The 20,736-nt window shown below is 52.1% G+C and carries 19 protein-coding genes; 3 read left to right on the plus strand and 16 right to left on the minus strand.

Features of this window, described 5'->3' with window-relative positions; translation table 11 throughout:
• Positions 1-104: 104 nt before the first annotated feature.
• The 13 genes from BM254_RS12625 to BM254_RS12685 form a co-directional block, all read right to left on the minus strand.
• Positions 105-755 carry a TetR/AcrR family transcriptional regulator gene (locus BM254_RS12625; protein WP_175497269.1) on the minus strand — a complete coding sequence of 217 codons (651 nt, stop codon included), beginning with the start codon at positions 753-755 and terminating at the stop codon, positions 105-107.
• A gap of 156 nt (positions 756-911) precedes the next feature.
• Positions 912-1,649 carry a class II aldolase/adducin family protein gene (locus BM254_RS12630; protein ID WP_092004132.1) on the minus strand — a complete coding sequence of 246 codons (738 nt, stop codon included), beginning with the start codon at positions 1,647-1,649 and terminating at the stop codon, positions 912-914.
• Positions 1,646-1,999, minus strand: coding sequence for a non-heme iron oxygenase ferredoxin subunit (locus tag BM254_RS12635; protein ID WP_092004134.1), 354 nt, complete (start codon positions 1,997-1,999; stop codon positions 1,646-1,648). Before BM254_RS12635 ends, BM254_RS12630 begins: the two co-directional genes overlap by 4 nt.
• Complete coding sequence (locus BM254_RS12640; protein ID WP_092004137.1) at positions 1,996-2,775, minus strand: SDR family NAD(P)-dependent oxidoreductase; 780 nt, start codon at positions 2,773-2,775, stop codon at positions 1,996-1,998. The genes BM254_RS12635 and BM254_RS12640 overlap by 4 nt, the downstream gene beginning before the upstream one ends.
• Complete coding sequence (locus BM254_RS12645; protein WP_092004140.1) at positions 2,772-3,671, minus strand: VOC family protein; 900 nt, start codon at positions 3,669-3,671, stop codon at positions 2,772-2,774. Before BM254_RS12645 ends, BM254_RS12640 begins: the two co-directional genes overlap by 4 nt.
• Positions 3,672-3,688: 17 nt before the next feature.
• Positions 3,689-4,183, minus strand: coding sequence for an aromatic-ring-hydroxylating dioxygenase subunit beta (locus tag BM254_RS12650; RefSeq protein WP_092004143.1), 495 nt, complete (start codon positions 4,181-4,183; stop codon positions 3,689-3,691).
• Positions 4,184-4,200: 17 nt separating this feature from the next.
• Positions 4,201-5,478 carry an aromatic ring-hydroxylating oxygenase subunit alpha gene (locus BM254_RS12655; protein ID WP_092004146.1) on the minus strand — a complete coding sequence of 426 codons (1,278 nt, stop codon included), beginning with the start codon at positions 5,476-5,478 and terminating at the stop codon, positions 4,201-4,203.
• Between the two features lie 18 nt (positions 5,479-5,496).
• Positions 5,497-6,702, minus strand: a complete 1,206-nt coding sequence (locus BM254_RS12660) for an NAD(P)/FAD-dependent oxidoreductase (protein WP_092004149.1) — start codon at positions 6,700-6,702, stop codon at positions 5,497-5,499.
• Positions 6,703-7,505: 803 nt separating this feature from the next.
• A complete protein-coding gene (locus tag BM254_RS17695; protein WP_139227073.1) occupies positions 7,506-7,994 on the minus strand; it encodes a hypothetical protein in 489 nt (162 codons plus the stop codon).
• 12 nt (positions 7,995-8,006) lie between these two features.
• A complete protein-coding gene (locus BM254_RS12670) occupies positions 8,007-8,477 on the minus strand; it encodes a hypothetical protein (RefSeq protein WP_092004155.1) in 471 nt (156 codons plus the stop codon).
• Between the two features lie 104 nt (positions 8,478-8,581).
• Positions 8,582-13,432: an OmpA family protein gene (locus BM254_RS12675; RefSeq protein WP_092004158.1), complete on the minus strand. Its 4,851-nt coding sequence runs from the start codon at positions 13,430-13,432 to the stop codon at positions 8,582-8,584.
• Positions 13,429-15,210 carry a C1 family peptidase gene (locus BM254_RS12680; RefSeq protein ID WP_092004161.1) on the minus strand — a complete coding sequence of 594 codons (1,782 nt, stop codon included), beginning with the start codon at positions 15,208-15,210 and terminating at the stop codon, positions 13,429-13,431. The genes BM254_RS12675 and BM254_RS12680 overlap by 4 nt, the downstream gene beginning before the upstream one ends.
• 252 nt (positions 15,211-15,462) lie before the next feature.
• Positions 15,463-15,765 carry a monooxygenase gene (locus BM254_RS12685; RefSeq protein WP_092004164.1) on the minus strand — a complete coding sequence of 101 codons (303 nt, stop codon included), beginning with the start codon at positions 15,763-15,765 and terminating at the stop codon, positions 15,463-15,465.
• Between the two features lie 127 nt (positions 15,766-15,892).
• Here BM254_RS12685 and BM254_RS12690 point away from each other — a divergent pair, with 127 nt between their 5' ends.
• Positions 15,893-16,471, plus strand: coding sequence for a Tll0287-like domain-containing protein (locus tag BM254_RS12690; protein ID WP_092004167.1), 579 nt, complete (start codon positions 15,893-15,895; stop codon positions 16,469-16,471).
• A 36-nt stretch (positions 16,472-16,507) separates the two neighbouring features.
• Here the strand turns inward: BM254_RS12690 and BM254_RS12695 are convergent, their stop codons facing one another.
• Positions 16,508-17,170 carry an alpha/beta hydrolase gene (locus BM254_RS12695; RefSeq protein WP_092004171.1) on the minus strand — a complete coding sequence of 221 codons (663 nt, stop codon included), beginning with the start codon at positions 17,168-17,170 and terminating at the stop codon, positions 16,508-16,510.
• A 187-nt stretch (positions 17,171-17,357) separates the two neighbouring features.
• On the opposite strand from BM254_RS12695, the gene BM254_RS12700 reads away from it, so the two are divergent.
• Positions 17,358-18,854 carry a GGDEF domain-containing protein gene (locus BM254_RS12700; RefSeq protein WP_092004174.1) on the plus strand — a complete coding sequence of 499 codons (1,497 nt, stop codon included), beginning with the start codon at positions 17,358-17,360 and terminating at the stop codon, positions 18,852-18,854.
• A gap of 68 nt (positions 18,855-18,922) precedes the next feature.
• Complete coding sequence (locus BM254_RS12705) at positions 18,923-19,570, plus strand: MBL fold metallo-hydrolase (RefSeq protein WP_092004177.1); 648 nt, start codon at positions 18,923-18,925, stop codon at positions 19,568-19,570.
• 34 nt (positions 19,571-19,604) lie between these two features.
• On the opposite strand, the gene BM254_RS12710 is transcribed toward BM254_RS12705, so the two are convergent.
• Together BM254_RS12710 and BM254_RS12715 are read right to left on the minus strand one after the other, a co-directional pair.
• Positions 19,605-20,228 (minus strand): L-threonylcarbamoyladenylate synthase, encoded by a 624-nt coding sequence (locus tag BM254_RS12710; RefSeq protein ID WP_092004180.1) that lies wholly within the window; start codon positions 20,226-20,228, stop codon positions 19,605-19,607.
• Positions 20,225-20,581, minus strand: coding sequence for a BolA family protein (locus tag BM254_RS12715; RefSeq protein ID WP_092004182.1), 357 nt, complete (start codon positions 20,579-20,581; stop codon positions 20,225-20,227). Before BM254_RS12715 ends, BM254_RS12710 begins: the two co-directional genes overlap by 4 nt.
• Positions 20,582-20,736 lie beyond the last annotated feature (155 nt).

The raw sequence follows: 20,736 nt of genomic DNA on the forward strand, positions 1-20,736 counted from the left end.
ACGCACGACGGTATGCCCCGAGCTTCAACAAGCCCAGGCTGGTTCATCTTAAAGGGGAGTAATGTGAGCGCCCCGTGTTCTAGGGACGCCCCAAGATTGAAACGTTACGCTTTCTGCTCGAGTTCTTTTCGGAGTAGCTTTCCCCAGAACTCCGCTTGTTGTTTTACGTGGTGTGGATCTACGTGCAAGAGTTGTCGAACAGCCAAACCACGAAACAAGCAATAGGCTGAAGAGACAATATTTTCCGCCAAACTTTGATTTATTCCTCTCTCTACAAATGCATTGACCCACGCTATCTCCAGGGGTCTGCGATTGTCCTTGGACATTTCCTGAACTTGGCGACCAAGAGAAGTGTTCCCATCCCCTACATTTAGCAAGCTCAGTGCCATCGAGAAATAAGGGCCAAGAAAGAAATTCTCGCCATCCTGAAATAGGGCTGTAATGAGATCGCTCTCCGGTGTCAGAGATTTGATTAACTTGAACGTATCTTCTCGCGCATCTGAATAAACCTGCTCCAACGCAGCTAACAAGAGGCTGTCTTTGGTCGGAAAATGATGCGTCTGTGCCCCACGAGAAACCTGCGCCTTCTCTGCCACTTCGGATATCCGAAAGCCGGCATACCCTTTCTCTCGTAGAAGAGAAATGGCAGCAGCTAAGATCTGTTTGCGTGTCGCCTCTCGCCGCTGCTCCTGAGTACGCCGTGGCGAAGGTTGCTTGGTCTTCGAAGCGTTTGAATTTGTGCTGATCGTGCTCATTCGCATCCCACTCTCTAAAATATAAGGACTCGGTAACGTCACTTTTCAACTCGGTCAGTGTAGTTAGCAAAGCACCGACCGCGATGCGAATCTTAGCATCAACTAATAAGTAGGTTCTGCTTAGCCACGACAACCCAACGTTATTCACGCCCGCCTTCATAGCCAGACCTCACTCTCAGACGGAAACGCCAAGCTTTCATCCAGAGGCTCCGGGTCACCTGCAGTCAGATATTCCCAGAGTCTTTCAAACACTCTCCCCGACGATACTTGGCGAGCCAACACTTCATCCTTCGAAAGCAGCGATTGGCTTAAATCATCAGACAGATCACTGACATATCGCTCAATCCTAGCTGCGTCCTCAAGACACCAGGCTTTACACATGGCCTCTTCAATACTTCCTCCAACAGTCACCGCGCCGTTTCCACGCATGACCAAGGCATCTTCATTAGCTATCTCAATTGCCAACTCGTCTGCCAAGGAATCGTCACGAAGGAGACGTGGATCATCCCAAAACTGACAATCGGCGATGAACGCCCCAACCCCATGGCGAGGCTTAGGGACACGCTTTAACGTGGATAACGCCATGGTAATGGGAGGCATAACCCGACATATCCCTCCTACATCTTGACGCCGGGCATAGATTCTTTGATGAATTCTCACTTCACCCAGAACGCCCTCAGGCAAAGGTTGATCGACATTCACAATGACCCCATCGTCATGAGAGCCAATCTGCCCCATGGGCTTTGCAGCACAGACCAAAAAACGGTTCTCATCTATTCGGGCACTACAGTGGCCCCAAGCGCCAACCAAACCATGGCGGGCAAGCGCTCTCGAAACAATACGAACGCGCTGCTGCAATACCGGAAGTGGTTGGCGCCCTGCAGGAAGACTCATGACCGATCATCCTCCACAAAAACCTGGTCACCCTGAACCTCAACATTCCATGTTTTAAGGGGTACCGTGCAGGGCATTGCACAGGCTTTACCTGTTCGAATATCAAACCTTCCAAAGTGCCAGGTGCACTCTATTTCCTCACCTTCGACCATGCCGTCTTCCGAGAGCGATGCCTCACCATGCGTGCATCTGTCATCTGTCACATAAATATCACCGTCGAGGTTATAGACAGCAAGTTTATGACCATCCGGTAGCTCCGCCTGCATAACATCTCCGGGCTCTACCTCGGAGAAAGAACAAATCGGAACCCACTTGTTAGTATTATTGGTAGCTATTATCTGCTGATTCATAGCATTGTGCTCCCACCGTTTACACTCAGAACCTGGCCAGTTATAAAAGATGCCTCTGGCAGAGCGAGATAAATCACTGCTGATGCGATCTCATCTAACTCACCAGCTCGCCCCAAGGGAATTACATCGATAAATTTTTGAGCCAACTCTGGCTGTGATTCCAGAAAATGAGCTAGCTGGGGGGTTGCAACCGCACAGGGAGCAACGGTATTTACGGTTACTCCATATCGTGCAAACTCCCTCGCTAATCCAGTAGTCAGTCCGTGAACACCGCCTTTCGCAGCGTTATAGCCAGCGTGGTCGGGCAATCCATTGCGAACAGAGTCAGCTCCAAGGTTGATGACGCGACCATATTTACGGTCCCGCATGTCCGGAATAAATTCCCTGGTGCACCAGATCACGGTCCACAGGTTACGGTCGACCGTCTGCTTCAACGTCTCGGCTGTGTGCTCAAGGAAAGGGAGAATCACACCCCCACCAGCACAGTTAACCAATATATCCACCGGTCCCAGTTCCGCTCTTGCGCGATGCCCCAGCTCTTTAACCGTTGACTCATTAGAGAGATCCCCAACGAAATGGGCACAGTCAATGCCATATTCCGAAGTTAACTCCCCTCTTAACTTGTCCAGTTTCTCTTCAGAGAGGTCGGCCAGCATCAGATTGACGCCGGTGTACGCGAGCTGTTCCGATATTGTTCGCCCAATCCCTTGTGCGGCTCCGGTAACAACGGCCACTTGCCCCTGAAGACAACCTTTCGACCAAGCATGCGCCCTCATAGCGCCTCCTCGATTGGGCCACCCACACCAAACAGCGGGTCAGGCACTGCCCCCCAGGTATCCAAAGACTCAGGAACTGCCTCAAGCATACGAGGCTCCCTCGCATCGGCCTCCGGGAATTCTTCCATCCCGAAACTGTATTCGAGTGTCGTGCCATCGGGATCAAGAAAATAAATGAACACACTGTTAGAAGGAGGGTGCCGCCCTGGACCGTAAACGATCTTGACGTCATTCTTTTTGAGCCTATAGAGAGCCTTACCGACATCATCAATATCCGTCACCATAAAGTTGATGTGGTGAAGACGATTCTTGCTGGAAGGACCAACCGCAAATGTGTGATGAAATGGATTTGGAAAACACCGCATAAAGCAGATTCGGTCTTCTATGAAATCCGAAATTCGAAACCCAAATTTCTCGACAAATGACTCACAAGCCACATCAAAGTTCTTACTTCCGATGACAACGTGCCCAAGGCGAGCGATCTTGGCAACTGTAGGAACAAACTCATTCGCCATTTGTGTAATGCTGCTAAAAAGCTCAACTGTTAAACCGCTGACGGGTTCCTTTACTCTGAAGGTTTTACCTTGCTTATAAAACTTTCGCTCCTTTTCCTCTACCCATTCGGGGGACATGTTTGATTGATGAAAGTGTTCAAAGGCGGATTCAAGATCTGAGTCTCTCTCTACTTCAAATGCAACTCTCTTAAGCCCTGGTTCCTGGGATTGACACAAAACAATATTGTGATGGTCTTTACTACACCTAAAGAATGCAACGCCTTCAGATTCATCTACGAGGTCTAGGCCAACAACATTTTTATAGAATTCTACGGATCGTTTTACGTCCGTGACGTTTACCGCAGCATAAGCTAGCTTTTTATATCGAAATGGAACAGACATAGAGCGAACTCCGCACTTTAAAGAATTATACTCACACGACCATGAGGCCTAAGGCCGTCCAGATCCAAGCGGCAAAGTTTTTCCCGTATTTTCAAAACCCCATTTTCTCGACATATACGGTAATAATTACTTCCAATGTACGGATCAGTATTTCCGCCTTTTGTTCTAAATGTTACAACTGCAGCGGAAACTTCGGCTTCATCATTATCCGTATCAATATTTCGGATTCTGACATTGCTCACTAAATGACGAGTCTTGGATCTAGGATACTCTGAGTGAGCCGTTTTCTTCATCAGCCGAGTCACTCGCTCCTCCATTCTTAGCCTGTCGTCAGCAATATAAAAAAGGGAGTTGTCTGCTTTTGCGTCTTTCGGCAAGTCAGTGGATGGAACGTAGTAAGATGCATCCTTCGTATACAGCTCTAGCCACTCTTTTAGCTTCCACTCGTCCAGCAAGTCTGCTTCAAGGAACAACAAGTCTTCAATTTCGTGTCTATTGAATTCTTTTGACATAAATGCCTCACATATTCTTAAAGTGAAGAAATAATTTGGGACCCAGCTTGCATATATTTATCCCACTGACTCCAGAAAACCCTCATCTGAAGCTCATCGTCATAGGAAGGTGCTTCCAATCCCATTCCCTTTGAAATATCATTCCATTCCACCAATTTAAAATTTCGATACCCCGTTTGGCAGGACTCAAGTGCTTCAACATCATCAGGGGTGGCAAATCCACCAGGACCAAGAAATTCAAGGAAGTTATATAAACGATATTTCCTAGCCCACTCGCTTTCCTGATTAGGCGCCAACGCCCATCCATTAACCACCATATAGCCGGGTTCTGCAGGATAAAAAGTACGAACAGTCACAGCCATGATGTCGTTAATAACGAGGTTGGGAAAGATCAAAAGGTTTCGATTTTTATTGGCGATTCGATGTGCAATATCCTCACCATGGAGCTCGACCAGCCGGTCATAGATCCCCTGCATTTCTTTTTTCCCCTCTTCTCCAAACAGAGGAACCCATTGCGCAATTGGACGCCCCCACGGAGCTGAGTATTCAAGAACGGCATGGCCATTGCCCAAGTCATAACTCTTACCTTCGAGGGCAACGTCCGTTAGACCACCATTTGTATTCATCAGGTAATCGAGGTAACTAGCGTGAGTTGTTACTGCGTGATAACCATCGATGCTATTTTCGACGAGCAGTTTCCAGTTCGCTCGGATTGCATACTCTTGGGAACCATCAACGACACCCATGCCTGACTCAGAGTGGCTAGCAATTAGGTCTAAATACTCCTTCGCACCTGCGAGATACTCAGGCAATGGAATAATGTCGGGATCAAAACTAATAAAACAAAATCCAGCGTAAATATCGAAACGCGGAACTGATGCGAGGTCACTACTACCATCATTATTGAACTCGACGTCGTAACTCTCTTTACCAGGTTGATTTTTCAGTTTTCCATCACAACCAAAAACCCAACCATGATAGAAGCATTGGAAGTTTTTGCTATTGCCCGAAGATTCCCGGCAAACGGTAGCGCCACGATGAGGACAGGTATTCAGTAGCGCGTTCAGGTTTCCTTTAGTATCGCGAGTCAGGATGATGTTTCTCTTTGCGACCGTTCTAGTAACGAAGTCGCCTTTTTTCTTCACTTCAGACTCGTGTCCAAGATAAAGCCAACACTTGTCGAATATTTTCTCATACTCCCGATCGAAAACATCACTTTCTACAAAAGCGGACCTGGATACGTGGAACGTATTTCTATCGCAGTCGATTTTTACGTATTCTTTTTGATCTTTCATGATTTTAACCTCAACAATTTATCTAATCTCACACTGCTTAAGATTGACGGAAGGATCTGCCAGAAGATTAGCGTCAAGCTTTGAACTCTTTTGGATCCATTTGCGCGCAAAAGCTATATCTTTAGGGCTATTGAAGGAAATACATCCGACAAGCTTCGAATCTTTATCCAATGCGAATTCGGAGAATTTCTGAGACTCTGAGGACAATCGAGCAACTTTATGATCAGAAGCACATGTCCCGACGACTTGTAGATTTAAATCACCTTGGTCCGACCAGAACCAGGTTAATTTGTCGTATGGCTCTTCTTTTCCAATGATGTTTCTTGCAACGGTAACAGCATGTTGTTGTGCATTAGCCCACGTTTCGACTCTCCCGAAAGAACCGTATTGAGGCTGAGAGGCTATATCACCAGTGGCAAAGATATTGGGAATAGAAGTACGACCATAACGATCAACTCGAATTCCGAATTCGTCAGTGATCCCTAAACCTGAAAATGGCTCACTGTTTGGAATAACACCTACAGCGACCAAAACCTTGTCAGCGATTAGTGTTGTACCGTCCGACAGAATTAATTCACCTTGATCGTCGACTCGTTCCACGCCTACACCAAGCTTGAATTTAATCCCTTTTTCAGAATGAATTTTCTGCAGAAAATTTGATGTTTGATGCGTGAGGCTTCTGGCCATCAACCGATCTGAGGCTTCGATGACTGTTACATCACACTCCTTGACTAACGCAGCGGCTGCTACCTCAAGCCCGATTACGCCACCACCGATAATTACTAGCTTTTCTCGATCATGGATGAAGGATTTGATCTTCTGAGCTTCTTCAAACGTGCGTAAGTAAATGATGTTCTCGCCCTGGATATTCGGCAGAGCTCTCGGACGCACGCCAGAGGCAATGATCAAAAAGTCATACTTCAGGCTCTGTCCGCTGTCCAGGACAACAGTTTGTTGGTCCGACCGGACATCAATGACCTTGCGCCCAAGAATCAGTGTAATGTCTGACTGCTCAAATTCAGCGTAAGCATGGATTGACTTGAGTTCGTAGTTGTCTTGAAGGAGCAATTCCTTAGATAACTGTGGCCGCTCGTATGGCAAGTGACACTCTTCCCCTATAAGGGTAATAGTGCCGTTAAAGCCATCGGCTCTTAGCTGCATTGCTGAGGCTGCACCTGCCTGACCAGCGCCGACGATAATGATATGTGCCTCTTTAGTGCTCATCTCGCACTGACCTCTGTTTTTATCTTTGTCACATTACAGACCGTCCAGTCTGTTTGTTTAGAAGAGATTCGCATCGAAACCTATCCATGTCAAGAATTCTGGATAAAAAAATTGACGGATTAGCCTTTTCAGACACACGAAGCCAGTTTGTAAGCCCATAAATAATTGAATTAATTATCTTTTCTGGCTCAATCCGGACGTTAAGAGTTTAAGGAGTTACTGCAATTTGGGCTTGGAAGCTCCCTAGTGCGACGGGAGAAATACGCCGCATACACGTCAACACCCTGAGCGGTGCAGAGCGGCTGTGCGATTAGGAGGGTAGTCTGTTGATATAATGAGTAAGTTTTAGCCTGGCAGTCGAATATGAAGACAGGAACTCGCACTCCTCATTTCGGAGTGCACCTTTCTCCATAATTGGCATTTTTCCAGAAGGTAGCTTTTTGGCGTGAACAGAGGAGGTTTCGCGGCGGGACTTATCCCTGGCACATGGATTGGATCTAATTTTTGTAAGCCCACCCCCTGATTTGAGAAACCGTGAAGGGATTATTGATAAAGGAATCAAAGTTGGTTTGGGCTAGTTTCCCCTCAGCGTCAGCAGGCTTTTTGTTTTGTGTACCCGAAGCTCCAATCTCGCTTAAATGATGTGAAATGGGGGTATAACAGGGGGTACATATTCAGACTCCAAACTCTTTAACGTTTATTTTCAATGCCTTAAAACTAATATTGAGTCCTGCCGGGGGTACCATTCATCTGTGCACTGAAACTCACAAAGCACCTCGTGGTCCCCCTTCCAGTCATCCAGATCAAGAACTATTTCCCAGGGCATCCTGTGAGCGTTCAATAACTTCGATCAGTACGCCCGATTCGAAAACAAACTCCATGAGACCCTCCAGCGAATCAGGGTAGTCTCCGCTTCCAATCAGACGGCCAGTGTAATCAAGCGGCATACCAACACCGGTATACAGCATGTAGCTGCCGCTGATGGGTTTCGGTGCAACACCGTTCAACTCAGGTAGGGTTTGTGGTTGGTACTGATCAAGCCCCAGTGGATCATTCTCTGCAGGATCGCGCCCTGTTATCCTTTTGGGAGGCGCCCAGCCAACACTAAGGGACGAAAGGTAAAGCCGCCTATCCCGGACCTCAAAGCCCGCAACGTAACCAGACCAGTTGGACGAGCAGATGCTGTGCGGCTCAATGCCGTAATCCCATGGAGAGAACACCCCCGGATCTTCAGCGACAAGCTCATAGCCAACACCAAAAACCTGAATACTATCGAGAACCTGGTCCGTCATTGCACAAATAACCTATTCAAGTCCGCATGGATTTGCCAGCCCTGCGCGAGTCTTGCCCAGCAACCGGAACCCTTCGTCCGTAATCTCATAGAAATACGTATAAAACCAATCAGGAATCTCATCGTCCGGTTCTCTGACAACAGGATTCACAATCAGCAATCGACTGTGGCGTTCGAAGCAAACGCCACTGGAGGCAGCTCCCTCTCCGGGATATAGCACTGCGCCGGTTTCAACATTGATCGCCGCAATACGCTGACAGGCCGTGCCGCACCCCCAATAAGTCAAAACATACTTCCCTGCATAGTTCGCTGATGAACCGATTTTGCGCTCCAGGAACATCTCGTCCACCGGAGAAAGGAACGTTGGCACGACCCGTTCAACCGCTGCCGACGAAAATCGGGAAACCGGATAGTCCTCAAACGCGGGCATCAACTCCGCATTGGAATCAGGATGGCTGGCGTTGACGTCGTAATCAGTGCCCATAGAGGCACATCCGGCACCCAATGAAATGGTAAAAACCAGAGGCATGGCCACCAGAGGCGGGGACCTCCGGCAGCTATTCAAAAGGCTGATAACAGGCATACGCTTCAGTTCGATGCCGAAATGGAATAATCCTGGAAGCCGCTCATCACCGGGACTGTAGGCTGTTGAGCTTTATTTGTCAGACTCGCCACCTCTTTTTTGGTGAAGAAGATCATCTCCATGAGCGACACAAACCCATTTTCATCACCCGCCTGTTTATCCGCAGCACCTTCAATGGCCTGAAGAATGGCATAGGTAAACGCACCATGACCTCCACCAAACCGCTCATCTTCCAATGACTGCTGCGCGCCTGTGGACGATGAGAATACTGTGGTGGCAGTACCGTATGAGAGCTTTTTGATTACATCTTCAGAAGTCACACGGCCATTGTCGGTATTATCAAAAGCGCCGGCATGGCATATATCCATCAGGAACAGCGCCTTCTGGTTTATCGGGCGCTGGTCAAGGAAGTTCTTGAAATCATCCATGGCCATACCGGTGAAGGGGCGCTTCAGCTCTCCGTCATGGGGCATGTAGTAAAGGGTCTGGTTACTATCCTGCACGCCATGGCCGGCAATGAAGATCACAACGTTATCTTCCGGTTGCGCCTGAGACAGAAAATCGTACAGCTGAATTTTTATATCCCGAGCAGTTGCATCCCCGTTCACCAACACCTTGGTGCGCACGTCCTCAAAAAGACGTCCTTTCTGCGCCTTGAACGCCTTTTCCAGCTCCAGTGCGTCACGGTCAGCAAAATCCAGGTTCTGCATAGCGTTGGCATACTCCGACACTCCAACACCGAAATACCAGAGAGTGTTGTTGCCTATCTGCTTTTGACGATCTTCTTCGCGAGTAATGGCCACCACCTTCTTCGCGACATCAACCCCTTTATACTGAACAATGGCCTCAATGGTATTTTCACCCACGCTAAGTGGAATAGTACGCACGAAGGTGAGCGATTCATCCATATCTGCAAATGGATCGCTATCGAAGCCTCGGGACTTGCGCCCGTTTACCAGATAGTGAACCGTCGGATCAGGAACGCTCTTATCCTGTTTGGTGATCTTGATCCGGAGCTTGTAAGTCTCGTCCTTCGTCGACGTCGAAGTCTCGCTGGTTACTGCAATATCAAACGGAAAATCAAGAACATCGGGCTCAATGATAGGCTCTGGATCAATCGGCGCTTCCCCGTTAAACAAAGCCGCCAGTGACTCCTTCACGAAACGTGAGTTTTCGTATTTCTCCCGCAACGCTTCAAACGGCAGGAAGTTATCGCCAAGTGACCAATAGGTGTTCGAGGTGCCATTCAGAGAGCTGGTGAAATAGCCCCGGTTATCCGCAGCCAGCCACTCGCCATTTTTTTTGAAATGAACGAACAGACGTGGTTCCAGCGTATCCAAGCTATAGTAGGTCAGAACGTTGCTCTTTGACTGGGCAATGAGCACATTTCGCTTACTGTCGGCCACAACATCATAGATACTGTCCTTTACCACTCGGCGTTGGCCGTTGTACTCCAGAATAAAGCTTCCGAATTCAACCTTCTTACCATTTTCCAACTCAACGGTCCGCCATCCTTTCGGGGTGACGTCGCGATGACGTCCCGTGTTCAGGTCCAGAATAAAGGATTGGCTCAGTGCCGACACTTTGATGTCACCCGAATCCACACCGTTATAGGTAAGCCCCCGGATTGGCGAGGGACTCAGCACATCTTTGCCTACCGGCGCCCCATCACTCAAACGAAAACGCTGTATGTTCTTTGAATGGGTCACTTCAAAAAGATCGTTCCACCAGGTCGACAGTGCCAAAGTATCGCTATCGCCATTGATAGCCATGGTACTAATGCCTGAATACGCGACAGCATTGCCACGACGCAACGAAGCTGTAATCAGATCAACGCTAAATTCCGACTGTTTGCCAGGTTTACGCAAATCAAACGTCGCAACTCGTGCTGAGGTCGCGCCCTCGGACTCAACATCCTCGGAAACAACCAACCAGTGGCCTCTCTGAATGACCATATTCGGCCTAAAACCCACGCCTTTGTATCGCTGCACGGCGTAGTCCCGGGTCGAGAAACTCAGTAGTTCACCGTTCTTGGCAAAGGTCCACCAGCGTTTACCATCTCGCGAGTCCTTTACCCAACGAATGGTTTCTTCCTCCACCCTCTGCACCAGACGGGCCTGACTGACGTGCCAAACGTTGACACCAGCTTCATCCTGGGCAAACAGAAGGTCGTCGGATTCATCCCAATCAAGCCCCTTTCGAGCTGGTTCGGCCGCGCTCACGAATCCGCTTATGACTTTCAGGTCACTGCGTTTAATCAACTGTACCCGGTGATCACTTGCTACCCAGAGGCCATCGCCATCCGGTGTAGCCCCCAGCCTCGATTTTTCATCTGTTCTGGATGCAAAATCCCAGGTACGGGTCTTATAGTCAAAAACGGCAACGCCCTGGTCGTCGAACTTGTCATCCATGACAACTTTGGTCGTACCCGGAATCGGATAGATATTTTCCGCGATGGGAGACTTTAGCGGCACATTGTCGATTAACGCCCACTTCTCCGTGTCATAGAGTGTGAGCGTCCGATTATTATTGGACACCAGTAGTACCCGGCCGTCATCGCTCAGCCCCATAGCATGTGGCCAATCAACTCCGTCAACAGACCGGGCCTTTTCCAGAGTCAGGGCATCAAAAATATCAATCTGTTTGCGTTGCGCCTGTCCCACCACCACATATCGGCCATCCTTGGTCCAAACCACCCGGCCTATGATTCGTTTGTTACTCATCGGGGTGGCCATTACAAGCTTTTGCTTCTCGAGGTCAAACACCGACAGAACGCCTTTAACGTCCGTGTAGGCCAACTGTCTGCCATCCGGACTCCAGGCAATTCCGCCACCCTCTTCGTAAAGCGGTATAATGGCCTTGAAATTGCCTGTTTTTATATCAGTGACATAGATTGCCTTTGCCCGGGTTCCACGAACGTCCGTGGCGTCGGACACCACCGCCAAGTACCGGTTATTCGGGGAAAAACGGCGCTCGTTGCCACCCATATAGAGTTCGCGCAGGCGAACTCCGTAACGGGTGTCCCACAAGGTGATGGGCATTTGTCCCGTAGCGACAAACCGTCCATCGGTGCTGAACTCAGCAGAAGTGGTATCGAGATAGCCCCTGGTCACCAATTGAGGCTCACTGATGTTTCCGTACGGACGGATATCCACCCGTCGATTGCGCTTGCGACCTTCTTCCGTATAGTTGGTCGCTACCGGCTGGATATCCCCCATACCAATAGCCTGCAAACGGCCTGCATCAATGTCGTGCCGTTCAATCAGATAGCGTTTCACCGATTCAGCCCGCCGCTGGGATAGCGGGATGTTAATCTTGTTGCCACCACTGGGGTCCGTGTGCCCCTCAACCCGAAATATATACCGCTCACCGCCCCGGCGTTTTAGCGCGCTGGCGGCCTTGTCGAGTGCTCTGTATGCTCCGGTCGGAATCTCAGCTGAGTTGACGGGGAACTCGATAGCCAGGCTGAGTGAACCACCAAACTCTTTATCCCAGTTGGTCAGGAATGGATTCTGCTGGGCATTTTGCCGAAGGGTTTCTTCATTGGCCTCCCCCAATTGGGTCAGCCAGACATCGTCTTTATCAATATCAATCTGGTGCTTTTGTGCCGAGGCAATCAGTTTACGGGCTTCGCCGAACTGTTGATTCAGAAGCGCAACACGCATGCGGGCTCGATAAGCAGATTCCTGCTGCAGCCCGTTTGCTTCCCGTTCCAACAGCGCTTCTGCCTCATCCATCATGCCAAAATGGATTGCGTCACCTACAGCCCAACTAATGTTGTCCGCTTTTGTTTTATCACTGTAGGCAAACTCAATGGCTTTTTCGTTAGCGGCGAATGCGCGGGCGGAATCCTTGACGCCGTTCTTGTAATAGAGTCCCAGATACGAATACAGAGGCCCGTAGTCGGGATATTGTTCAAGCAGAATATCCAGATCCGCTTTAAATCCATGAATGTCTACCACCGACATTGGAGAGTACAATTCATCGATAAGACCCGGGGATTGGCGAACTTCAAAAGCCATTCTAAGCAACTTGACCTGAAACGCGGGATCTTTTACGAGCTTTCGGGTGTAGTCATAAACACGCTTGTAGTAGTACTCCAGAATCGGATTATTTTCAGCGTAGCCCTGATGCAAGTAGGAACGTTTATTGAGCATGGCCTTGATAATCGAACCTGCATCAGAACGCTGTTGTTGGCCAATTTTATTGATGAGTTTCAATTCCAGGTCGAGCAAATCATTACTGGTACTGTAAGGATCCTCTTCCTGAATAACATTGAGTGCTTCCTGATAACGCCCCTGGGATTCCAGTTCCTGAACCCTGATTTGCATTCCCGCAATGCGCACTGACTCCCGCTTCGATTGACCAAGCTGGCTGTAGAGCAGTTGCTTTTCACTTTGCGAGTCCATTCGGCTATGTAAATTCGAGTAATACTCATGAACCACGAAGTTCTCGACCGGATCGTCGTGTTTGATGGCATATTCCATCGCCAGTTTTCGGTAACGATCTTTGTCGGACTCGTCTGCATCTTCATCCACGACTCCCAAATTGTTGTATGCCGTCGCTATATCACCAGCCTCAACCGATCGCCTATAGAAATCATGTGCAGCCTGAACATCGCCATTACCGTTCGCGAGCCACCCTCGGGCAAATAACCCATGTGCAGTGTTCGGGTATTGGTCTGCCAGCTTTTTCCGATAATAACCACGGAGATCGGCATCATTGGCTGTCAAACTGTTCTCATACAAGGTTTTGGCATCGTCGCGCGCTGTAGCCCAAGGCGCCCCAAAGACCAGGACCGTTAACAGGACGTTTAAAATAAATCGGCCAGAAAACCGCGTGCTTGGCTTACTCATGGTTTCACCCGCTGGATGGTAATGGCTTGAGAGGATTCATTGTTATTTGCATCACGGCTTCGCACGATAATTTCCTTGCTGCTGCCCAGAGGTATGTCGGTAAGATCCACTCGAGCGACAAAAGGACCTCGGGACGAAAACTTGATATCAAAGCCATTCGTGACTTCGAGGTCCGTAATCTCGCTTTCGTCTTGAGCAATGCCTTTGATAACCACTTCGTCACCCGCGACATATCGCACCGTCTGATCTCCATCGGCGTAGGCGTCGGCGTTATCCACTTCAGGAGAGACAATCACAATCAAAGGCCCATTCTGGTCGCTACCACCCACCGGGGTTGCCAGATGATTGATGCTGACTACGTTAGCGAGGATGCCATCGTTACCCATAATCGCTTCATAATGGCTGTCATCAAAGCCAACATTGCCACTGGTCACCAGGCGCTTGCCGATAACGGCCTGCAGCCGCTTATACACATTGTCGCTTCCTGAACGGTCCATAGCTTTCGCCAACTGACCTATGTCGAGCGACTTTCGACTGTGCAACACGATCAGGTAATCGGTTCCGGCGTTCTGATCAAGGCGGGAGTAAAAGTCCTCGGTGGGGCCCGGCAACAAAATCGTGTCACCAGCGCTCACCAGCGGACTGACCTCACCCTGCTGCGGAAACAAGACCGTGTGCCTTCCACTGCTATCGTCAGTACCAATTACGTAAACATAGCTGTCGCTTGATACACTCACTTCAGCCCGAAGACGGGCACCCGAGTGAAGCGCTGTTCGAAGACTGTAACCCCGCTCCGAAGCAGACAAAGGCAAATCGGTCTGCCGAAACCCCTTGAGTACGGTGCGGCCTGCAAAGTCAGGTTTTTTCGGCTCGGGCGCTTTGGCAATTCTCGGAACCACTTCGTAGGCACTGCTTACCCAGCGGATGAAATCCCCATAGCTAACCCAGGCAAAACCGCGCTCCCCCCAACCATTCCCCCAGGAATTCATGATGTGGAACGCGCCACCACCGCGGTCATCATCATAACCAACCACTGCCATGGCATGACCACCGAATCCCTCGTGTTGATATATACCGTTTAGGCCCAACTTATCGTAGAGGGCTTGCTCCTCTTCACTGATGCGTAGAACCCGATCATGGGTTTTGTAGGACTGGAAAGAAGGCCCCACCACCATACCGAAAACCACCGGATGCCGCTGGGCGAGAGCGCGGCGCACCGAAAGATGCAAGGACCGACGGGAGTATTCAGAGCTCAGGCGGCGAAAACCCTCAATGGCAAATTGCCTGGCGTCGGCATATTCACCGCTGGTAGGCATACGAGTGCAGTCACTGGGAGTGTATGAAAAGCGGGATAACGGCAGGGTACCGTTCGACGATAAGTCCTTCAGGGCCCGACCAATATTGCTTCCACCATCGCAGTTTTCACTGACCTTGATCCGGTTAAACACGAACGACGGGGAGAAGGGCCCGCTCGACTCCAGGCGCCCCTGAGACTGCTCCACCGTCAACCCCCAGGCAATGCTTGCGACCGCGTAGGTGCTGGCCCAACCCACGCAACTGCCTGCGCTCCCCTGATCGCCAACGGGAGGAGCATAGTCCAGCAAACTCACTCTTGTGGGCAGTTCATCGAAATTACCCCGAGACAGCGGCGCCACCTTGGGCACCGAAAGATACAGTTCCTTATCGTAATCTTCACCCAGGCTGTAACTTTGTGCGGAGGCAGGAAAAGGAGTCAGATAGACACAGGTCAGGAGAATAGACAGCAATGGTCGTCGCATAAGGGCAGTCCTTGGCTGGCGGCAGACGAGGGGGAAAGGTCCATGCAGCCAGATCGGATCCTGACGACACTAGCAAACAGAGTAGTATTCGACTACAGATGCTACAAGTTTTCCTTGGTAACCAAGTATTAACGTCTCAGCTTCTTTAAGATCGCAGAAATCCCGCTCGCTCCGTAAAAGCATTGGGGCCCTGAAATCTGAGAAAAAGGGACGGGGTGTTCCGGAAGATGAGGGCTGGCGCTACTGCCAGTCCTACACCGGCCCGTTATCAATCGCCGACAGGGCTTCGTTCACCTGAAAGACCTTGCCGTTCACCACCGGAACCCCGAACCCCTTCAGCCGCTCGGTGTGCTTTTTCAGGTACGCAAGGGCACTGGCCTCGTCTTCGAACAGATAGATACCACCGGCTTCCTGGGTTTCCGGATTCTCGGTCCATACTTTCCAGATAAACCCCGGCTCTTGCGCAATCGACTCGGCCAGGTCTTTCATGGCAGTAGCCATTTCTTCGCCAAACGGTCCGGTAAAGGGAAAATCAACCTGTAAAAGGGTTTTCATGGCAATCTCCTGTTTTCATTCAGTATAGGACGGTAAATCGTCGCGCCCCTGCCCTGGCTCAAGTTGTGGGCCACGATCATGTTATATACTTATGCAGCAATAACAGGATCAACAGGGAGGATACCTAATGGCCAAACAAATTATCACCGCGGCTGCGCTGCTATCGATGCTTTCCGTGCCCGTCCTGGCCGAAACTCAGGCGCACTCGTCTGAAGAACTGGTCACCGAGGCGCGCGCAAAGGTAAAAGCCTTTGGCGGTTCCCTGAAACAGGCCCTCCAGCAGGCCATCAAGGAGGGCGGACTCACCAACGGTATCGGCGTCTGCAACACCGTGGCCCCTGAAATTGCCGCCGATAACAGCAGCGAGGAATGGACCATCAGCAGGACCAGCCTGAAGGTCCGTAACCCGGATAACGCTCCGACCGACTGGCAAGAGCTGCAGCTGCTCGCAATGGACAAGCAGCCGGTGAAGAACAGCAAGCCGGTGGAAGTCTGGCAGGTCTCCGAGGCATCCGGGCAGCCGACGTTCCAGTACATGAGCGCCATTCCGACCCAGGAGCTGTGCCTGGGCTGTCATGGCAAAAACATTGATCCGGACGTACAAGCCAAACTGGCCGAGCTGTACCCGAATGACCAGGCGACGGGCTTTTCCGAGGGTGACCTCAGGGGTGCCTTCGTGGTGACCTATCAGCCAGCCACGAATTAAGGCAAAGGCGCGGGCTGCCGGCTGGCAGCCTCGCCGTTAACTACCCAGGCAGCGGCTGAAGAACCGATCCAGATCCCGGACCTCCTCCAGGCACAGGCTGTGTTCCATGGGGTAGCTGCGGTACTCGGGCTCGAACCCGAGCTCTTCCAGCGTACCCGTGGCGGCCCGGCCCAGTGACTCGGGCACCACCGGATCATGGCTGCCGTGGCCGACAAACACCGGGATGTTGCGATTGGCCTCTGCCAGTTGGATGCTGTCAGCGGTGGCGAAATAGGTGGAGAGCACGAACAATCCGCCCAGTTTTTGCGGATAGCTCAGTGCCAGCTCATAGGCCACAGCCCCACCCTGGGAGAAACCGCCAATCAGGATGTTCTCACTGGGAATTCCTTTCTCCAGTTCCTGTTCGATCAGCTGGGCAACCGCATCGGCGGAGGCCTTGAGCTGGGGCGTGTCCACTTTCCGGTCGATATCCATGGCGAGGATGTCGTACCAGGCGGGCATCACCATGCCGCCATTCACGGTCACCGGCAGCTCCGGCGCATGGGGAAAAATGAACCGGACAGCCTGCTCCCTGGCAAACGCGAGTTCCGGTACCACCGGCTCGAAATCATGACCACTGGCGCCCAGGCCGTGCAGCCAGATAACAGCCACACGGGGATCTTCGCCGGTTCCGATTTGCAGGGTCTGCAATGCTTTCATGTTCTCTCCATCGGGTGAATGCTTTGATACCACTCAGGGTAAACGAGGGCTCAGTCTACACGGAAAATTTCCAGCATGGGCGGCCAGGCCAACTCTCCAATGGGCCTTTGGCTAACCATCCCTGCAGACAGAAAAATCGGTTATAATATGTCACTTATTGCAACAGTTTTTCCCGGCACGGCTATCGATGGATATCACTGAACACAAGCGCCATATCATCATCACGGCCGTCGCCGCTGTTGTACTCACTGGCATACTGGTCGCCACCATTGTGGCCACGCCACTGATCAACCAGATCCACTCCCGGGCCGAACTCTCCGCTGCCAGCTTCGCCGATGCCGAGGCAGCCAGCATCCAGACCGCCTTCGACCAGCACCGGAACCTGGCCGCACAGACCGCAAGCCGCTCGGAACTGGCCCGAAAACTGGCCCAATACCACGATGGAGACTTCACAAAAACGGAACTGGCGGACTTCACCCGGCCACGCCTTGAGGACGCCGCCGCAGGCCTTACCAACCTGCAGGCCATCCTTCGCTATGACGCCAATGGCACCGAGCTGATTCGCATCGGCCCGATGGCAGACATTCTGCCTGCCCGCCTGCCGTTCCGGGAGCAGCTCGACATTCTGGTCTATCCATTGGAAAGCGGAGCGGACAGCCCGCCCCTGCTGCATGTGGCCAGCCCGATTTCCTCAGAGGACCAGGTGGTGGGCTTTGACCTGCTGTTGTTCAGCCTGGATTCACTCCGGAGCATTTTCGAGGGCCCGGACAACTCACAGATCTGCCTGCTGGACAGCGACCGAACCAAACGAATCACCATTGACCGAACTACCGGTGAGTTTGTGATGAGCGGCGCGGATCCTTGCCTGGCAGATCAGCTGGAGGTGCCAACGGGAGAAGCCGGTGAATCCTTCCGGGCGAAGCTGGAAGACGGAACCCGGGTGATGTCCTTCCTTCGCCCCCTGCCCGGCTATGACTGGGAAATGCATGTGTGGGCCGAAACCAACGAAATCTTCGGCACGGTTGTCCGGGACATTGTGTTCAGCGTTCTGGTCACCCTCGCGCTTTCGCTGCTGGCCGGCTTGCTGGTGTGGCGATCCCTGAGACCGGTTTTGCATCGAATGGCCCACCAGGCGTCCGAACTTGCCAAATTCAATGAAGAGCTCCAGCTTGCGCAGCGCAAGATCCGCCGGCAGGCCGACTATGACCTGCTCACCGGCCTGCCAAACCGGGCAGCACTGCTCAACTCTCTGGGGCAGGCCATCGCGCGCGCCAAAGGGAATAACAGCCGTTTCGCCCTGATGTTTGTCGACCTGGACCACTTCAAACCGGTCAACGACCGATACGGCCACCAGACCGGGGATGAGCTGCTCAAAGTCATCGCCAAGCGACTGGGCGGGTGTGTCCGGGAAGGAGATATCGTCGGCCGCCACGGCGGTGATGAATTCCTTGTGATCACCTCGCCCCTGGCCAACAACGATGATGCCGAGGTCATCGCGCAAAAAATCATTGCCGTGGCCGCCCAACCGTTCCGGATCGAAGATGACGCCGTGCGGGTGGGCGCCTCCGTGGGCGTGGCCATCTATCCGGACAACGGCACCACCGTGACCGAACTCCTGCAAGCCTCCGATGCCGCCATGTACCGGGCCAAGGCCTCCGGGCGTGGTGGGGTCAGCTTTGCCTGAATCCTGATGCCGCCGGAAACTGGTACCATAAGGCCTTCATCAATTTCCGACACCATCCGAGAAAAGGTATGTCCCTGAAATACAGAATCATTCCCGTCACGCCGTTCCAGCAAAACTGCTCACTGATCTGGTGCGAGGAAACCGGCAAGGCTGCCGTGGTAGATCCCGGTGGAGATCTGGACCGCATCCGGGCGGCGGTCAGGGAAGAAGGCGTGACCGTCGAGAAAATCCTGCTGACCCACGCCCACATCGACCACGCTGGCGGCACAGCGGAGCTGGCAAAGGAACTTGGGCTGCCGATCGAAGGCCCCCACAAGGAAGACAATTTCTGGATCCAGGGCCTGCCCCAGCAGGCGCAGATGTTCGGTTTCCCGGCGCCGGAAGTATTCACGCCGGATCGCTGGCTGGAAGATGGTGAAGAAGTGAGCGTTGGCAACCAGACCCTGGAAGTACTGCACTGCCCGGGCCACACACCGGGGCACGTGGTGTTCTTCCACCGGGAATCCGGGCTGGCGCTGGTGGGCGACGTGCTGTTCCAGGGTTCCATCGGCCGTACCGACTTCCCCAAGGGCGATCACAACACCCTGATCCGGTCCATCCGGGAAAAGCTGTTCCCGCTCGGAGACCAGGTCTCATTCATCCCCGGCCACGGCCCCATGTCCACCTTCGGCCAGGAACGCGCCACCAACCCGTTTGTTTCCGATCGCCGGGGCTGAAACCAGCCCCGCGATCTGTCCGAAAGGCGCCAGATCAGACCTGGAACGGCTCGGGATCACCCTTGCCTACCCGGGTCACCTCCGGCACCTCCCCGGTGAAATTCACCACCGTGGTCGCTTCCATGCCACAGAAACCGCCGTCAATAATCAGATCCAGCTCATGGCCCAGCACATCCCGGATCTCCTCCGGATCGGTCATGGGCTCGGTTTCACCCGGCAGGATCAGGGTACTGCTCATGATCGGCTCGCCCAGCTCACCCAACAGCTCCTGGACAATCGCGTTGTCCGGAACCCGAACCCCGATCGAGCGGCGTTTCGGGTGCATCAACCGGCGCGGCACCTCCGTGGTCGCGTCCAGAATGAACGTGTAGGGCCCGGGCGTGAACGTCTTCAGCAACCGGTACTGGGTATTGTCCACCTTGGCGTAAACGCCGATGTCCGAAAGATCCCGGCACACCAGGGTGAAGTTGTGCTTGTCATCCAACTTACGAATCCGCTTGATCCGATCCGCCGCCTGCTTGTCACCCAGATGGCAGCCAATGGCGTAAGCCGAATCCGTAGGGTAGACAATCACCCCACCCCGGCGAAGAATCTCCACCGCCTGGTTGATCAGACGCTTCTGGGGCGTTTCCGGATGAATCTGGAAAAACTGACTCATGAACCTTCTCCCTGACCGGTTTTCATCGCCATGGCCGGATCGCCCTTCGACCCGCCCATACAGTTCGGTGAATCCGGTGTGGCGTGGCCACTGGCCTCCCACTCCTCCGGTGTATACAGATGCAGCGCCAACGCATGAACCGGCCCCGCCAACTCATCCGCCAGTACCTTATAGATAGTCTGGTGCCGCTTCACCTTCATCTGCCCCTCAAAAGCCGGCGACACCAGGGTCACCTTGAAATGGGTCTCCGAATTCGGCGGCACACTGTGCATGTGGCTCTCGTTTTCCACCTGAAGGATGTTTGCATCGAATGCACCCTTCAGTTTTGATTCAATGGCTTGCTGTACTTTCATTAATACCGGGCTCCAACACTCGAATATTGATGTGGCGAATTGCACGGAGTTTAAAGTGGATGTGGGAGAGGAGTTTCCAAAACTGTGTGTTGCCAGGGATGGCAACACCAAGCCCCCATGGATGGGTTCACGGCGTGTTTTGGAAACTCCTCTCC

The sequence above is a fragment of the Marinobacter pelagius genome, assembly GCF_900114925.1.
Lineage (GTDB): Bacteria > Pseudomonadota > Gammaproteobacteria > Pseudomonadales > Oleiphilaceae > Marinobacter > Marinobacter pelagius.

What these genes read in the sequence shown, in the direction of transcription:
- BM254_RS12625 (WP_175497269.1), bottom strand. Translation starts at nt 755, where the DNA reads ATGAGCACGATCAGCACAAATTCAAACGCTTCGAAGACCAAGCAACCT.
- BM254_RS12630 (WP_092004132.1), bottom strand. Translation starts at nt 1,649, where the DNA reads ATGAGTCTTCCTGCAGGGCGCCAACCACTTCCGGTATTGCAGCAGCGC.
- BM254_RS12635 (WP_092004134.1), bottom strand. Translation starts at nt 1,999, where the DNA reads ATGAATCAGCAGATAATAGCTACCAATAATACTAACAAGTGGGTTCCG.
- BM254_RS12640 (WP_092004137.1), bottom strand. Translation starts at nt 2,775, where the DNA reads ATGAGGGCGCATGCTTGGTCGAAAGGTTGTCTTCAGGGGCAAGTGGCC.
- BM254_RS12645 (WP_092004140.1), bottom strand. Translation starts at nt 3,671, where the DNA reads ATGTCTGTTCCATTTCGATATAAAAAGCTAGCTTATGCTGCGGTAAAC.
- BM254_RS12650 (WP_092004143.1), bottom strand. Translation starts at nt 4,183, where the DNA reads ATGTCAAAAGAATTCAATAGACACGAAATTGAAGACTTGTTGTTCCTT.
- BM254_RS12655 (WP_092004146.1), bottom strand. Translation starts at nt 5,478, where the DNA reads ATGAAAGATCAAAAAGAATACGTAAAAATCGACTGCGATAGAAATACG.
- BM254_RS12660 (WP_092004149.1), bottom strand. Translation starts at nt 6,702, where the DNA reads ATGAGCACTAAAGAGGCACATATCATTATCGTCGGCGCTGGTCAGGCA.
- BM254_RS17695 (WP_139227073.1), bottom strand. Translation starts at nt 7,994, where the DNA reads ATGACGGACCAGGTTCTCGATAGTATTCAGGTTTTTGGTGTTGGCTAT.
- BM254_RS12670 (WP_092004155.1), bottom strand. Translation starts at nt 8,477, where the DNA reads ATGGGCACTGATTACGACGTCAACGCCAGCCATCCTGATTCCAATGCG.
- BM254_RS12675 (WP_092004158.1), bottom strand. Translation starts at nt 13,432, where the DNA reads ATGAGTAAGCCAAGCACGCGGTTTTCTGGCCGATTTATTTTAAACGTC.
- BM254_RS12680 (WP_092004161.1), bottom strand. Translation starts at nt 15,210, where the DNA reads ATGCGACGACCATTGCTGTCTATTCTCCTGACCTGTGTCTATCTGACT.
- BM254_RS12685 (WP_092004164.1), bottom strand. Translation starts at nt 15,765, where the DNA reads ATGAAAACCCTTTTACAGGTTGATTTTCCCTTTACCGGACCGTTTGGC.
- BM254_RS12690 (WP_092004167.1), top strand. Translation starts at nt 15,893, where the DNA reads ATGGCCAAACAAATTATCACCGCGGCTGCGCTGCTATCGATGCTTTCC.
- BM254_RS12695 (WP_092004171.1), bottom strand. Translation starts at nt 17,170, where the DNA reads ATGAAAGCATTGCAGACCCTGCAAATCGGAACCGGCGAAGATCCCCGT.
- BM254_RS12700 (WP_092004174.1), top strand. Translation starts at nt 17,358, where the DNA reads ATGGATATCACTGAACACAAGCGCCATATCATCATCACGGCCGTCGCC.
- BM254_RS12705 (WP_092004177.1), top strand. Translation starts at nt 18,923, where the DNA reads ATGTCCCTGAAATACAGAATCATTCCCGTCACGCCGTTCCAGCAAAAC.
- BM254_RS12710 (WP_092004180.1), bottom strand. Translation starts at nt 20,228, where the DNA reads ATGAGTCAGTTTTTCCAGATTCATCCGGAAACGCCCCAGAAGCGTCTG.
- BM254_RS12715 (WP_092004182.1), bottom strand. Translation starts at nt 20,581, where the DNA reads ATGAAAGTACAGCAAGCCATTGAATCAAAACTGAAGGGTGCATTCGAT.